The 13,673-nt window shown below is 48.5% G+C and carries 10 protein-coding genes; 6 read left to right on the top strand and 4 right to left on the bottom strand.

The features are described 5' to 3' along the window. The 3 genes from NG792_RS26500 to NG792_RS26490 all read right to left on the bottom strand — a co-directional run. On the bottom strand, window positions 1–1,154 hold a 1,154-nt coding region (locus tag NG792_RS26500; protein ID WP_261237406.1), incomplete at its 3' end, for a DUF5331 domain-containing protein. A gap of 125 nt (window positions 1,155–1,279) precedes the next feature. Beyond that, complete coding sequence (bchL, locus tag NG792_RS26495) at window positions 1,280–2,146, bottom strand: ferredoxin:protochlorophyllide reductase (ATP-dependent) iron-sulfur ATP-binding protein (protein WP_261199231.1); 867 nt, start codon at window positions 2,144–2,146, stop codon at window positions 1,280–1,282. A gap of 755 nt (window positions 2,147–2,901) precedes the next feature. Further along, window positions 2,902–4,044, bottom strand: a complete 1,143-nt coding sequence (locus tag NG792_RS26490; RefSeq protein WP_261237405.1) for an acyltransferase family protein — start codon at window positions 4,042–4,044, stop codon at window positions 2,902–2,904. Between the two features lie 202 nt (window positions 4,045–4,246). Here NG792_RS26490 and NG792_RS26485 point away from each other — a divergent pair, with 202 nt between their 5' ends. Continuing rightward, window positions 4,247–4,717: a nucleoside deaminase gene (locus NG792_RS26485; protein ID WP_261237404.1), complete on the top strand. Its 471-nt coding sequence runs from the start codon at window positions 4,247–4,249 to the stop codon at window positions 4,715–4,717. Between the two features lie 146 nt (window positions 4,718–4,863). Here the strand turns inward: NG792_RS26485 and NG792_RS26480 are convergent, their stop codons facing one another. Next, on the bottom strand, window positions 4,864–5,943 hold the full coding sequence (locus NG792_RS26480; protein ID WP_261198656.1) for a PIN/TRAM domain-containing protein: 1,080 nt from the start codon (window positions 5,941–5,943) through the stop codon (window positions 4,864–4,866). Between the two features lie 198 nt (window positions 5,944–6,141). On the opposite strand from NG792_RS26480, the gene hemW reads away from it, so the two are divergent. The 5 genes from hemW (at window position 6,142) to NG792_RS29040 (ending at window position 13,564) form a co-directional block, all read left to right on the top strand. Then, window positions 6,142–7,422, top strand: a complete 1,281-nt coding sequence (gene hemW, locus NG792_RS26475) for a radical SAM family heme chaperone HemW (RefSeq protein WP_261237403.1) — start codon at window positions 6,142–6,144, stop codon at window positions 7,420–7,422. 619 nt (window positions 7,423–8,041) lie between these two features. Further along, entirely contained in the window at window positions 8,042–9,928 is a 1,887-nt protein-coding gene (hpsE, locus tag NG792_RS29045) for a hormogonium polysaccharide biosynthesis glycosyltransferase HpsE (protein WP_317619174.1), read from the top strand. A 27-nt stretch (window positions 9,929–9,955) separates the two neighbouring features. Then, entirely contained in the window at window positions 9,956–10,912 is a 957-nt protein-coding gene (hpsE, locus tag NG792_RS26460; RefSeq protein WP_261237402.1) for a hormogonium polysaccharide biosynthesis glycosyltransferase HpsE, read from the top strand. 62 nt (window positions 10,913–10,974) lie between these two features. Then, entirely contained in the window at window positions 10,975–12,618 is a 1,644-nt protein-coding gene (locus tag NG792_RS26455; RefSeq protein WP_261198653.1) for an alkaline phosphatase family protein, read from the top strand. A 226-nt stretch (window positions 12,619–12,844) separates the two neighbouring features. Next, window positions 12,845–13,564: an acyltransferase gene (locus NG792_RS29040; RefSeq protein ID WP_317619526.1), complete on the top strand. Its 720-nt coding sequence runs from the start codon at window positions 12,845–12,847 to the stop codon at window positions 13,562–13,564. Window positions 13,565–13,673 lie beyond the last annotated feature (109 nt).

Here is a 13,673-nt window from a genome sequence, read left to right as displayed (position 1 = left end):
AAACCGCCTAAATCCATATCCCCAAAGTCATCATCACTGGAGGATTCTGAATCCAAACCGCCTAAATCCATATCCCCAAAGTCATCATCACTGGAGGATTCTGAATCCAAACCGCCTAAATCCATATCCCCTAAATCCTCAGAGGCATCTAAATCCAAACCGCCTAAATCCATATCTCCCAAGTCATCATCACTGGAGGATTCTAAATCCAAACCGCCTAAATCCATATCTCCCAAGTCATCATCACTGGAGGATTCTGAATCCAAACCGCCTAAATCCATATCTCCCAAGTCATCATCACTGGAGGATTCTGAATCCAAACCGCCTAAATCCATATCCCCAAAGTCATCATCACTGGAAGCATCGGAATCCAAACCGCCTAAATCCATATCCCCAAAGTCATCATCACCGGAGGATTCTGAACCCAAACCGCCTAAATCCATATCCCCAAAGTCATCATCACCGGAGGATTCTGAAGAGAAGTCGTTGAGATCGACGTCTTCGGAGATCGTCATCGTGACTTGCGTGACTTCTATCTGGACTTGGGGGGAGAGGGTCTCGCCAAAGCCGGATAAATCATCAGATTCCAGATTTGGAGACTCCATTTCCCCCAGGGGATCAAAAGATGGTTCTTCGGCGATCGCCTCATCACCAAACACCGATGCTGCAACAGAAAGAGCGGGATCGTCATAGTTGCGATCGCTGGAGGCAGGTGTTTGAGTGACAGCCGGTTCCGGAGACTGTTCCACCGCCGCCGCATGAGCTACCGCAGCCGCTGGAGACGGGATCGAAGGTGGCACTGGCGCAGGGGTTTGAGGAACCACTGGGGTGGTTTTATGGCCTCCTGTCGTTGCCGGTGCCGGAGTTGCCGGACCTCTACCGAGGGCGATATCCGGGTCAAAATTGAGACCAATGACCTCAATTAAGGTATCTGGATCGGGATTAAGCTGCGAAAAGGGCAACATCAGTTGCGCTAACTTCGGTTCTAAGGCATTCATCACGCCGAGAATGAAGTAAGAGGGAGGCCGTTTGCCGCCATCCGGAGTGTTCACGGCTGCCAACTTTGTATGCAGGTTGAGCCAGTCACGGTTGTCTTCAAAATATTTCAACCACTGATTCTTTAAAGTGGCAGAGAATTCTTCAAAAAATGCCATAACGCCTATCCCTCTGGGTTGCTGAAAACAAGTAGGTTGTATTCTTTATAGATCTATTGTCTCGTACTGAATCATACCCACTTTCTCAACACCCCCTCCATTCTCGTCATGATTCGTGCAGATTTCTAAACCATCATCAGGTCAAGTTCGCCTTCGGGGCTATGGGTTGGAGCCTTGACGGGATTGAGGTAGAAGTCAGACAGCAGGGAGAATAGCTCGCGATCGGGAGTATCATTCGGGACGACGCCTTCGGGAGAAGAGAGCAACTGGTCGGCGATATTCAGGTAATAGTCACAGACATAGTTGAGGGATGGGTCACTCTCGGCCATCTCAAACAAGGTTTTACCTTTCACCCGCGACACGCGAATATCTTCAATTAGGGGCAAAATTTCTAAAACCGGCATCGGTACAGTGTCGATATATTTATCAATCAAATCCCGCTTCGAGGTCCGGTTGCCGATTAATCCGGCAAGGCGCAAGGAATGGGTGCGAGCTTTTTCGCGAACCGATGCAGCAATGCGGTTGGCCGCAAATAAGGCATCAAAGCCATTATCGGTCACGATTACGCAGTAGTCAGCATAGTTGAGCGGTGCGGCAAATCCACCACAAACCACGTCCCCAAGCACGTCAAACAGAATCACATCATATTCGTCAAAGGCGTTGAGTTCTTTGAGCAGTTTGACGGTTTCTCCCACAACATAGCCACCGCAACCGGCCCCAGCCGGAGGGCCACCGGCTTCTACACAGTCCACACCGCCATAGCCTTTGTAGATGACATCTTCCGGCCAAACGTCTTCGTAGTGGAAGTCTTTTTCTTGCAGGGTGTCAATGATGGTGGGAATCAAATACCCGGTGAGGGTAAAGGTGCTGTCATGTTTCGGGTCACAGCCAATTTGTAGAACTTTTTTACCGCGCTTGGCTAGGGCCACGGAGATATTGCAGCTTGTCGTAGATTTACCGATACCACCTTTTCCGTAAACTGCGAGTTTCACGCTTTTGCTCTCCTTAAATGTTTGTGTCTTATTCTGCTTGGGCCTTTCTCTAGGTTGGGTCCTATGAGTGGGGCGTAATTATGGGTTTTTCCCGGTTGAGTGCCATTATTGTTCACTTTCCCCACAAAGGTAAAGGGGGTTTAGGAATCAATGGGGGTGCTAACGAGAGCTATCCAAGCTGGCGGAAATATTTTTTAAGCTCAATTGGTTTTAAAAGGCTCTCAAGGCGAGAAATTCTCTTAAATCCAGTTTTACAGTTATTTAGTTATAAAAAGAGTGACAATAACAAAAATAAGTATATAGGCTTAGGATTATTCCAGGGGCTAATTTTACCCCCTGGGGATCGAGGATGGGCTGAGGTTTCACTGTGGACTAGAGGGATCGACCGTTCCCTGCCTAAATTGAAGGGTGGGAGAAGGGGCTGGATCCAGAGGAAATTCCCTGGCCGATCGCCATCCTGAAGATTTGTGTTAATAATTGTGAATCTTTCCTGGGGCGATCGCATTTGCGAAGGGTTGATGGCAATTTTCGGTCTTCTTTAACCCCCCGCACCCTGTTCGCGCAGCGTTCCGTAAGGAAAGGGTGGGGCTATACGAACGAAGCCCGCCTGCGCGGGCTAATACAGAAAACCGCCTTCAAACAACTGGTTTGGGGATAATACAAAATCCAGTTATCAAAGACCTAAAAACATTCTTTAGCCTGCGTAGGCAGGCTTTGTCTGTATAGCCTCCGGGCTTCAGCCTGCGGGGCTGTTGCTACAGTTTGAAGAACCAGCGACGACGGTAGAGGCCCCAGAGAATCCAGGTCCAAAAGAGCAGGGTCACCAAGGCGATCGCAAAGGACCCATGCAGTTCACCCCATAAGGGGACAAACCCATTGCGATACATCCAGGAATAGAGACTGGGTGCATCCGTGGCGGTACTGACGGGGGTAAAGAGCAAAATTCGGGCGAGAAACCCCGAAGCAACAAAGACAAAAATGGCATTGAGTCCCATCACCTTAAAAGGAAAGGCCCAGCTTCGCCATTGGCGGACCTCCACCATCTCGTAACAGGCGGCCAATAAGAGTAGGGACCAACCGACACTTAAAACGACATAGGAACTGGTCCAGAGTTGTTTGTTAATGGGGAAAACCAGGCCCCAGAGTGAGCCGGTAACTATTGTGGCGATCGCAATCCCGGCCATTTGCAGACTGGTAGGAGAGGTGACGGGTTGTTTCTGCAACCAGTCCCCGATAAAAAAGCCTAGGAGGAGGGTCACCACCGAGGGGAGGGTACTGAGCAATCCCTCGGGTTCAAAGCTGCCATCGCCCAAAATATGGGGGGGTGTCAAAATCAGGCGATCGAGATAGGCGACGAGGGTCCCGGCACCTTTGGGAGATAAATCACCGGGACCGTAACCGGGAACGGGAATTTGGGTGAGTGCGAACCAATATCCGAGGAGAATGGCAAGGCAGAGGAATGCCAGACGACGACGGGAGAGGTTCAGGATGGCGATCGCCCCCAAAAAATAAGCCAAACTAATCCGCTGCAATACTCCCATAATCCGCAAAGTGCCAAAATCCAGGGGTTGACCCTGTAGTAAAGTCTTCAGGACCAGGGTTGATCCGTTCAAAAATAAGCCTAAACCGAAGAGAATCGCCGCCCGACGGAGGATTTTAAAGTAAACAGGAGCAGCAGGCGTGGAACTGGGGGAGTCGGTATATTTGGCCAAGGAAAAGGCCATTGCTACCCCAGAGATGAACAGGAATGCAGGAAAAATCAGGTCCGTGGGGGTGAACCCATGCCAGGGCGCATGGAGAAGCGGGGGATAAACCTGCTGCCAGCTACCGGGGTTGTTGACCAGAATCATGCTGGCGATCGCCATGCCGCGAAACACATCCAAAGAAGTCAGTCGCATAAAATTAGGCCAGTTCTGAACCGAGGGATTTTGCTTAGAATTCTTACTTTCATGGGGTAGAGATCCCCCCAACCCCCCTTAAGAAGGGGGGCTTTTTAGAATTCTGCAAGAAGTCTAGTGAAAAAAGTATAGGATAACTCTATCCTTTGCGGTTATAATAATAGTTCTTCAAAAAATTAGAAACCAGAAAAAAAGGATTAATATGGCAAGTCAAATCAAGAGTGATGAAGACTTTATGAGACTGGCGATCGCCAAAGCAATGGAAGGAGTCAACCAAGGGGAAGATCCCTTCGGCTCTTGTATCGTTAAAGACGGGGAAGTGGTGAGTTGTGAGCATAACATCTGTACCAGTAGCATTGATGTTACAGCCCATGCCGAAGTTCATGCCATTCGGGCTGCTTCTAAAAAATTAAATACGATGGACCTATCCGGTTGTGTGATTTATAGCACTTGCGAACCTTGTCCGATGTGTTTTACCGCTGCTTATTGGGCTAAACTGGATAAAATTGTGTTTGGAACTCGGATAGCGGATGCTTGTGCGATCGGATTTACACAGCTCAACCTTTCTTGTCAACAACTGAAACAGTTTGGAAGTGATGTTGAATTAGTCGGCGATGTTTTAAAAGAAGAAAGTTTAGAGCTATTTCGACATTGGGTCCGGCTGAATTCCTGATCTGAGTTTAGGGCAAAATTACATCCCAACCCAGACGGGGAAGAAATTTATAAAAATAGCTGTCCCCATTCATCTATCTTGTGGGATAGAGAACAGGGACAGCCCGATCGCCGGTTTAATTTGTTACCCTCGAACATAGCCAAACATTAGGCCACCATTGAAGCATTAGGACGGGCAAAAATCATCCGACCGGCAGCAGTTTGTAAGGAAGAAGTGACGACAACTCGCAACTGATCACCGATATATTTGCGGCCTTCTTCCACCACTACCATTGTGCCATCGTCCAAATATCCCACCCCTTGGGCCTCTTCCTTGCCTTCTTTGAGAATTTTCAGGTCGAGACTGTCTCCGGGGAGATACACCGGACGCACTGCCTGGGTCAAGTCGTTAATATTCAGAACTAACACCTTTTGCACCGTAGCAACTTTGGACAAATTGTAGTCATTGGTGAGCAGGGTGGCATTAATTTCTTGGGCCAACCGGACCAATTTTGCATCCACGGTTTGCAGGTCCTCATAGTCTGCCGGATGGATCACAATGCGTTCGGCATAGGTTTCCTTAATCCGATTGAGGACATCCAGTCCCCGACGACCCCGAACCCGTTTTTGGTCGTTGGAGGCATCCGCCACCATTTGCAATTCCTGCAAGACGAACTGGGGAACGAGGATTTGTCCTTCTAAAAAGCCGGTGGCCAAAAGGGTCTCCACGCGACCATCGATAATGCAACTGGTATCCAAAATTTTCGTCGTGGCGGATTTCAAGGTCCCTTCAGCAACTAACATGGATTCCAGACTGCTGGGATTAATCAGGCGCAGGAAGGCGCGACCGTGCGCATCGGCGAGGGTGACGCCCAAAAAGGCAAACATCACGCTACCGAGGATGGCGGCGAGGGGTTTAATGAACCCAAATTCATGGGGAATGGGAAGCAAGAACACGGGGGCCAGCATTAAGTTAGCAACCAGGAGACCCATGACGAGGCCGATCGCCCGGGTAATCAGCATATCAATGGGCATTTGCCGAACTTGCTTTTCCATCCGTCGGTAGGTGGTTTGCACCGCTAGGCCGACTGCCCCCCCGACCAAGGCGGCAAACCCGGTGGTGACCGATCGCAACCCGTCGAGATTGGTGACTTGGGCGATCGCCGAGGCGGGTAGCAGTTCTATGCTGTAAAAACCGATCCCCGCCGCTGCTAGAATGAATGAGAGAATGATAATTGCATTTAGCATGATTGAGCCACTCAAAAGAGTAAGGTTTCAACTCAAGGTTGTCCATGTTGGGGAACCATTTTCTAAGGATGTTTTCCCGACATTTTGTGAAGACCGCTGATTGAGTTGATTCTAGAAAGACATCTTGATTATACTATTAAGTTTTCTGCTGTTCTACCGTTTGGACGCTCTCCATCGCAAGTCTGTCCGCAGAGGGATATGCAGTTTCAACCCGAATTTAAGGCATCCATAGTGGCTAAAGAATCGACTGAATGGACGATCCCGGAGATCCCCCGGTCCGCTTATCTGCATATTCCGTTTTGTCGTCGTCGCTGTTTTTATTGCGATTTTCCGGTGTCTGTGGTGGGCGATCGCAAGCAGGGGGAGGACTCTGGCACGATTGTGGAGTATGTGGAGTGGCTGATTAGGGAAATTGAGAACACTCCCGTTTGGGGTCAGCCCCTGTCCACTGTTTTTTTTGGCGGGGGTACGCCGTCCCTGTTATCGGTTTCCCAGTTGGGTCAAATTTTGGATTGTCTCGATCGCCGGTTTGGAATTGCTGCTGATGCAGAAATTTCGATGGAGATGGATCCGGGGACCTTTGACCGGGACCACTTGGCGGGATATTCCCATGCCGGAATCAATCGGGTGAGTTTGGGAGTGCAGGCGTTTCAGGATGAGTTGTTGGCGGACTGTGGGCGATCGCACCGGACGCGAGATATTTTAAATGCCGTTGAGCTAATTGGCGAGGTGGGAATCAAGAACTTTAGTCTGGATTTGATTTCAGGACTGCCTCACCAAACCTTAGAACAGTGGCAAGACTCTCTGAATCAGGCAGTTGCCCTCAATCCGGCACATATTTCTAGTTATGACTTAATTGTAGAAGCGGGGACCGCCTTTTCCCGGACCTACGAACCGGGGGTTTCTCCCTTACCCACGGATGAGAGTAGCGCCCAAATGTATCGGATGGCGGTGGAGACCCTGACGGCGGCGGGGTATGAACATTATGAAGTTTCAAATTATGCGCAGTCGGGCTATCAGTGTCGGCATAATCGAGTCTATTGGGAAAATCGCCCTTGCTATGGATTTGGCATGGGGGCCGCGAGTTATGTGGGGGGCCAACGGTTCACTCGTCCGCGAACTCGCCGGGAGTATTATGCTTGGGTGCAAGAGTGGCAAGGCAGTGGCGGGGTGCTTTCTATCCCGGAGACACCAGGGGAGGAGGTGTTGTTAGAAACCTTGATGTTGGGATTGCGGTTAGCCGATGGGATTAATATTGCTCGCTTCACCCAGCAGTTTGGCGGCGATCGCCTCCGTCAGCTTTGGCACTGTCTCCTCCCCTATTATCGCCAAGGCTGGGTCAAGGTTCACTCCGGTTCGGAATTGCTAGATTTGGGCCCGACTCTACCCCCATCCGGTGCCATCCGACTCTCGGACCCCGAAGGATTTTTATTTTCCAATACCATTTTAGCCACCATTTTTGAAGCCTTAGAAAAATAAAAGGGCTTGAGCGAGGTCAACTTTCTTCCTAAAGGAATATTTCTATAGGACTAGGCATAAATCGGCTCCGTAATCCTACGGACACAAAATAGTCCACGACCGATCTAAATTTGATCCAATAAGGATCGATTCAGAGATTTTTCTTCCATCGCTTCATATTAACTTTAAAAACTCCCTGTCAAGTTTATAAAAAATTTATACAAGCCTTCAATCCTATCCACCAAATCAGGCAAAATACTCTACCACGAGATAGAGAGACAATTCAGGAACGGCGTGTAAATAATATACATAGAAGGAGAGGGCAAGTTACTGGGTGAGACATTAACGCCGTTGTCATGACTCAAGGTAGCGTTGCACTGATACTTTGTCCGCGAATTTTTTCCGATGGTACACAACTCGGGTTGTAATTTGCGATCGCTGTTGCACCAGGGGGTTTGAGTGAAATCAGGGCATGAGGTTGACTTGGTTCAAGAGACTGCCATCTGCATCTAAACTATAACACCTTTTTTCATTGAGCAACTGTAATCGATACCCGGAGCTAATCATTTTAATCAGCTAAAGGCACTATGCCTGGGTGATAGCCGATTCACTTTAATTCAGATTTATCCCCTACTAATTTATGAATCCGGTTGATTTAACAGTAGCAATTCCAACATATAATGGTGAAACCCGCTTAAGTGATGTCCTCGATCGCCTGCGATCGCAAGTGGGAACCGAAGAATTTTCTTGGGAAATTATGGTAGTCGATAATAATAGCAGCGATCGCACTGCTGAAGTGGTTCGAGACTATCAGAAAACCTGGCCCTCTGCCTATCCCTTACGGTATTGTTTCGCCCCAGAACAGGGGGCAGCTTTTGCCAGACAGCGGGCAGTGGAAAAAGCTCAGGGAGAGTTGATTGGGTTTCTGGATGATGACAACTTGCCGGAACCAGACTGGGTGGCTGCTGCCTATCAGTTTGGAAAAAATCATCCCGAAGTCGGGGCATTTGGCAGCCAAATTCACGGGCTATTTTATGAAAAGAAACCCGAAGAAGAACTTCCTAAAAATTTTAAGAGAATTGCTTGTTTTTTAGCCATTGTAGAACGAGGGAATACCCCTCGGAAGTATGACCCACAACATAAAATTTTGCCCCCAGGGGCGGGATTAGTGGTTCGCAAAAAAGTCTGGTTAGAATCGGTTCCCAAACGGTTAGTTTTAAATCACACTGGGAAAGAAGCGGGATTAGCTAGTGAAGATTTAGAAGTTTTGTTGCATATTCAAAAAGCCGGGTGGGACATTTGGTATAATCCCGCTATGGTGGTTTATCATAAAATCCCCAACCACAGGTTAGAACCGGAATATTTAAAACTGTTGGTCCGTTGTGTGGGGTTGAGTCGCCATCGCCTGCGAATGATGACTTTAAATAGTTGGCAAAGACCCTTAGCCTTTCCGGTTTATTTAGCCAATGATTTGCGCCGTTTGGTCCTCCATAGCCTCCGACATGGCATTAACATTAGCGAGGATACAGGAGCAACTTGTGAACGAGAGTTTTTAACCAGTACCTTAATGAGTCCGCTGTTTCTGTTGAAACACCAAGGGTTTAAGTCATTGGAAAGAAGTGGAGATCGCACTTTTGAGAAGTCCAACCAAACCTCCCTAGAACAGTTGGCGGAAGCCTTTGAAGAAGAACGGTTTCGCCTTCATTCTCAAGGGGTGTACCCCCTGAGTGGGACAGCAGGCGATCGCCCTCATACCGAGATTTTATTGCGACTAGAAGATCAGGATGGCAAACTGTTATTGCCAAATCAGTTTATGCCTGTGGCAAAACGGTATAATCTAATGCGGACAATCGATCGCTGGACCATCCGAAAACTCTGCAATCAAATTGCTGAAGCTGGGGACAAATTCCCCGGGGTGATTTATGAAGTTAATTTATCTGAATCCAGTCTGTGCGATCGCTACTTAATTGATTTTCTAGTTCAGGAACTATCGTTTTACAAAACCCCCCCTGAAATGTTGTGCTTTTGCATTACCGAGACGGTGGCAATCAGCCATTTACCCCGACTCAAAGAACTGATTAAACAATTGAAATCCATTGGCTGCCAGTTTTCCCTGGATGGAGTGGGTGCGGCTCAATCTCCGGGCGATTATCTACAAGAATTGCCCGTAAATTACCTTAAATTAGAAGGTAATTTAATTCAATCTATTACCAATAATTCTCGGAACTTAACCGCCGTAAAAAACCTCAATAAAGCAGGTCAAAATCTAGGGATAAAAACAATTGCTACTTATGTAGAAAACAGCGATATTTTGGAGGAAACCCAACGAATGGGCTTCAATTACGTTCAGGGATATGGAATAGAACGCCCTCATCCCCTCTCCTTTGAATCGCCGATGTACATTCCTTGGGTTACCAAATTAGTGATACCTGAAATTGCCATCGACCCGGAAAAATCTCAGTCTAGTGGCTCGATTTTATCCAAAGTGGTATCGGAGAATTCCCTAGAAAGCCCGTTAACCGTCTAATTTTTCAGTGAAATCTACCAAAATCAAATGAATGTTATCGCATTTACGATAGCCATCCCAAGCTATAATGGGGCCAATCGATTACCAAAACTTTTAGACTGCTTGCGATCGCAAATTCGCACCGAAGAATTCACCTGGGAAATTATCGTCATCGATAACAACAGTCAGGATAACACCGCTGAAGTCATTCGCCAATATCAAACCGATTGGCCCTCCGCCTATCCCTTACACTATCATTTTGAACCCCAGCAAGGACTCGCCTTTGCCCGACAGCGGGCAATTGATGAAGCCCAAGGAACCTGGGTAGGATTTTTAGATGATGATAATTTGCCCGCCCCCGACTGGGTAGCCGAAGCCTACAATTTTGCTCAATCTTATCCCAAATCCGGTGCATTTGGTGGGCAAATTCATGGCAGCTTTGAAACTCAACCCCCGGAAAATTTTCACCGAATTGCCTCCTTTTTAGCCATTCGGGAACGAGGGGCAAAACCCCATTTATATAAAGCGGATCAGTTAAGTTTACCCCCAGGCGCGGGTTTAGTCGTTCGTAAACAAGCCTGGTGTGAAAACGTTCCCAGACGCTTACAATTAATCGGTCGCGTCAACGGTTCCACCTTAGCGGGAGAAGATTTTGAAACCTTACTTTATTTGCACCAAGGGGGATGGGAAATTTGGTACTGTCCCACTCTGCATAGCTATCATCAAATCCCCAAAGAAAGATTGGAACAGGCATCCTTACTTTCCTTGATTCGAGGCTGCGGACTGTGCATTTGCCACCTGCGCCTGCTCAATGCCAGCCCCAGAGAAAAACCGATTGCGATCGCCCGCATCTTGGTCGGCAATTTACGCCGAATTGTGCGCCATCTGCTGCAGTATCGGGGCTTAGTCAAAACCGACTTGATCGCCGCTTGCGAGTTGGAGTTTTTTTTAAGCAGTTTTTTGAGTCCGTTCTACTACTTACAAAGCCAATTTTCTCACAAATAAATCCCGATCAGAGATTCTGAGACTAAAGTAACAAAACCATTAAGAAATCAGGGAAAATTATCATGAAAAATTCAGTCATTGCGATCGGCCTTGATGCAGCAGACCCCGAACTGTTAGAAACCTGGATGGACCAGGGATATTTAAGCAACCTCAAACAATTGAAAGACCGAGGGGCTTATGGTCGCTTGACCAACTTAGAATATTACAAAGCGGAAACCCCTTGGACCACATTTTTGACCGGATGCTTACCCAATCAAACCGGATATTGGTCCCCGGTCAAATTTCAGGAAGGCAGCTATAACATTTCCGAAATAGGCGCTTATGATTTTCAGGAATATCCGCCTTTTTATGCCTTGGGAGACGAGTATCGCGTTGCTGTCTTCGATGTACCGCAATCTCGCTTGTGCGATCGCGTCAATGGGGAGCAAGTCTTAGCCTGGGGTGCTCATTCGCCACAAACCGCCAGTCTCTCTCACCCGCCCGAATTGCTCAATCAACTCAACCGGGACTATGGGAAACATCCGGCCCTACATCGTGATCATGGGGATTGGTGGGACAATGCATATCTGTCTCGCTTGCAAAAAACCCTGCATCAAGGTATTGAGCGCCGAGGGGCGATCGTCCGGAATTTACTCCAGCAGGAACCCTGGGATCTCTTGTTAACCGTATTTGGTGAGACCCATTCTGCCGGACATGACTTTTGGTATCTCAGTCAACCCGACCACCCACTGTATGAACACAAGCTGGATACCGCCGCAGAAGACCCCATGCTGGGGGTCTTTGAAGCCGTCGATCGCGCTGTAGGTAACCTATTAGCTGAAGTACCAGACGACAGTTATCTCGTCCTATTTTCCGCACATGGTAGCGGGAATAATACCACCGATGTTCCCAGTATGCTATTTTTACCCGAGTTTTTATACCGATTCAGCTTCCCCGGGAAAGTGGCGATCGCACCTGGAAAAGTCGGAACCTTACCCGAGGCGATCGTCAGCGAACCCAGGCGGAAAACCTGGACCGGAGAAATCTGGGAACGCAAGTATAGCCCCAACCCCTTAAAAAAATTCCTCTGGCAGGAACTCCCCAGTCAGTTCCACCCCCTGCTCGATCGCCTCCTAGGAACCTTCGGAGAAGCGCCATTAGGGTCACCCGACCAATTGCGCCAGCAAGGTAATCCCCTCTTCTGGCAGCCCTCTACTTGGTATAGCCCCTTGTGGCCGCAAATGAAAGCTTTTGCCCTCCCCAGCTATTCCGAAGGATACATCCGAATTAACCTAGCGGGTCGCGAACCGGATGGCATTGTCTCCCCCGAGGAGTATGACGCATTATGCCAAGAGTTAACCGCCCACCTCTATCGCTGGACCAATGCGCGCACCGGAGGCCCCGTCGTGAAAAAAGTCATTCACACCCCCCCCAACAGTCGCACCCGTCCCGATGCAGATTTAGTCGTCGTTTGGAACGACAGCCCCGCCGATGTGATTGACTGCGGTCAATTCGGGCGCATTGGTCCCGTCCCCTATCGACGCACCGGCAGTCATCGCAACCGAGGATTTTTAAACATTACAGGGCCGGGAATTCGGCCCGGAACTCAACTGCGCGAGGGTCATGGGGTAGATTTAGCCCCCACCATTCTCCATCTGATGAATGCCCCCATTCCTCACTATTATGACGGCACTTCCTTGATGGAAAAGTCCGTTTTAGTGGCCTAACCCGACCCGGGGCTCTCTGTGTCAACATTCTGGGAGAAAGAATTTTTTCTCAGCCGCAAAAAATCCCCCTAAAGGATGAGACACCCCGGTTCAGTTCCGCTGTACAAAATAGGAAGAGGCGGATCTCACTCTAAAGGTAGAGAGGGGATTAGATAGCAGGGACGGGCTGCTGAACTCCAACTCCAACTCACGTCACCGAGAAAGCACACAGGGAGAGATAAGGAAAATGACGAATCCAAATTATACGCTGTACCTTCAGAACCAAAAAGCTTTAAAATTTGCCCTCGGGTGGCGGTTCTTTCATTTATTAGAAGAAATAGAAATGGGCCTGCTTCAGTGGGTGCCTTCCTCCATTGGTTCCGCGTTACGGGGACTGGTTTATAAAACAATTTTCGGTAAATTGGGCAAAGGAGTTCGCATCAAAACCGGAGTAGAATTTTTCTGTGCCTATCGGATGGAAATCGGTCATAAAGTTTCAATGGATCGGGATGTTAGAATCCGCAGCCTTGGACCCAAAGATAAAATTAAAATTGGGGATGGAGTTTCCTTCGATCGCGGGGTGGATATCAAAGCACATGGCAATCAAAACGGCATAGAAATCGGCGATCGCACCTATATTGGTCCCTATACCTGCCTCTCCGGGAGCAAACTCAAAATCGGCAAAGACTGTTTAATTGCCTCCCATTCCAGTATTTACTCTAACAATCATATTTTTTCAAACGTTGGTCAAAATATTAACCAACAAGGAAATAGTTATGAAGGGATTACCATTGAAGACAATTGCTGGTTAGGAACCGGCGTCAAAGTTATGGATGGCGTCACCATTGGCGAAGGCAGTATCATCGGCGCAGGAGCCATTGTTACTAAAAATATTCCCCCCTATTCCATTGCCGTAGGCGTTCCCGCTAAAGTGATTTCTTCCCGCCGAGAACCCGCAGCAGTTTGAGGGAGATAGGGAGGATGGGGAGGATGGGGAGGATGGGGAGGATGGGGGAGAGGGGGGAGGATGGGGAGGATGGGGGAGATAGGGAGGATGGGGGAGATAGGCGAGGGTA

Origin of the sequence: Laspinema olomoucense D3b, from assembly GCF_025370785.1 — a bacterium.
Taxonomy (GTDB): domain Bacteria; phylum Cyanobacteriota; class Cyanobacteriia; order Cyanobacteriales; family Laspinemataceae; genus Laspinema; species Laspinema olomoucense.
Note: the sequence above shows the minus strand (reverse complement) of the source record. Positions and strands in the feature narration are given on the sequence as shown.

What these genes read in the sequence shown, in the direction of transcription:
- NG792_RS26455 (WP_261198653.1), top strand. Translation starts at nt 10,975, where the DNA reads ATGAAAAATTCAGTCATTGCGATCGGCCTTGATGCAGCAGACCCCGAA.
- NG792_RS29040 (WP_317619526.1), top strand. Translation starts at nt 12,845, where the DNA reads ATGACGAATCCAAATTATACGCTGTACCTTCAGAACCAAAAAGCTTTA.
- hemW (WP_261237403.1), top strand. Translation starts at nt 6,142, where the DNA reads ATGCAGTTTCAACCCGAATTTAAGGCATCCATAGTGGCTAAAGAATCG.
- NG792_RS26485 (WP_261237404.1), top strand. Translation starts at nt 4,247, where the DNA reads ATGGCAAGTCAAATCAAGAGTGATGAAGACTTTATGAGACTGGCGATC.
- NG792_RS26480 (WP_261198656.1), bottom strand. Translation starts at nt 5,943, where the DNA reads ATGCTAAATGCAATTATCATTCTCTCATTCATTCTAGCAGCGGCGGGG.
- hpsE (WP_261237402.1), top strand. Translation starts at nt 9,956, where the DNA reads ATGAATGTTATCGCATTTACGATAGCCATCCCAAGCTATAATGGGGCC.
- hpsE (WP_317619174.1), top strand. Translation starts at nt 8,042, where the DNA reads ATGAATCCGGTTGATTTAACAGTAGCAATTCCAACATATAATGGTGAA.
- NG792_RS26490 (WP_261237405.1), bottom strand. Translation starts at nt 4,044, where the DNA reads ATGCGACTGACTTCTTTGGATGTGTTTCGCGGCATGGCGATCGCCAGC.